This is a genomic window from Escherichia sp. E14V7, assembly GCF_004212225.1.
Classification (GTDB): Bacteria; Pseudomonadota; Gammaproteobacteria; order Enterobacterales; family Enterobacteriaceae; genus Escherichia.
In genome coordinates, this window is record NZ_RHJJ01000039.1 from 1 (window position 1) to 1,135 (window position 1,135).

The 1,135-nt window shown below is 48.5% G+C and carries 1 protein-coding gene; it reads left to right on the forward strand.

What is annotated here, in order from left to right; genetic code table 11:
* The coding region (locus D9741_RS23310; protein WP_130238363.1) for a flagellin at window positions 1-1,134 on the forward strand (1,134 nt) is incomplete at its 5' end.
* Window position 1,135: the final 1 nt, after the last annotated feature.

Genomic DNA, 1,135 nt, shown 5'->3' on the forward strand with positions numbered 1-1,135 from the left:
TTCACCGCCAGCATCTCTGGTCTGACTCAGGCTTCCCGCAACGCTAACGACGGTATCTCCATCGCTCAGACCACTGAAGGTGCGCTGAACGAAGTGAACGACAACCTGCAGAACATCCGTCGTCTGACTGTTCAGGCGCAGAACGGCACTAACTCCGATTCTGACCGTCAGTCCATCCAGGACGAAATCAATGCCCGTCTGGATGAAATCGACCGCATCTCCAATCAGACTGAATTTAACGGCGTTAAAGTTCTCAGCCAGGATCAGTCTCTGTCTATTCAGGTAGGTTCTAACGATAGCGAAACTATCAGTATCGATCTGAGCAAGATGGATGCCGGCACCCTCGGGATGACTGATTTCAACGTGGCTGGCGGTATTAATGCCGCAACCCTGAATACAACAGGCGCTAATGTGAATGTTGATGAAGGCTATAAGTATGATGTAGCTAATGTCACAGACACAGGTGCAGCTGCCAAGGCGGATAATATTGTTAAAGATGGTGCAACTGGTAAAATCTACGCCCAGATTGGTACAGATGCCGATCCGGCAAATAATAAGTACTATGAAATTATTGATGACGGTAAAGGCGGTATGACCTTCGATAGTACTGGTGCGGATAAAGGTTTTACTAAGGCTACAGCACCTACATCAGTAAAAGACCAGGAAGCTTATCACTCTACACAAGTAACAGGTGTACCGGCCGGTACCACCCTGAAAGACGATGGTAAAGGTAACTACTATCTGGAAGATGCTACGGGTAATTTAACCAATGCCAAACTGGATACTACCAACGATAAGGCTGGTAATTTCACTGCGACCATCACTGATTTAAAAACCGCAGTTAACACCAAACCAGCAACCACCGATCCGCTGAAAGCTATCGATGCCGCGCTGTCTCAGGTTGACAAACTGCGTTCTGGCCTCGGTGCCGTACAGAACCGTTTCGATTCTGTTATCAGCAACCTGAACAACACCGTTAACAACCTGTCTGAGTCTCGTTCTCGTATCCTCGACGCTGACTTCGCGTCTGAAGTATCTAATATGAGCCGCGCTAACATCCTGCAGTCTGCCGGTACTTCTGTTCTGGCACAGGCCAACCAGGTTCCGCAGAACGTTCTGCAGCTTCTGCGTTAAT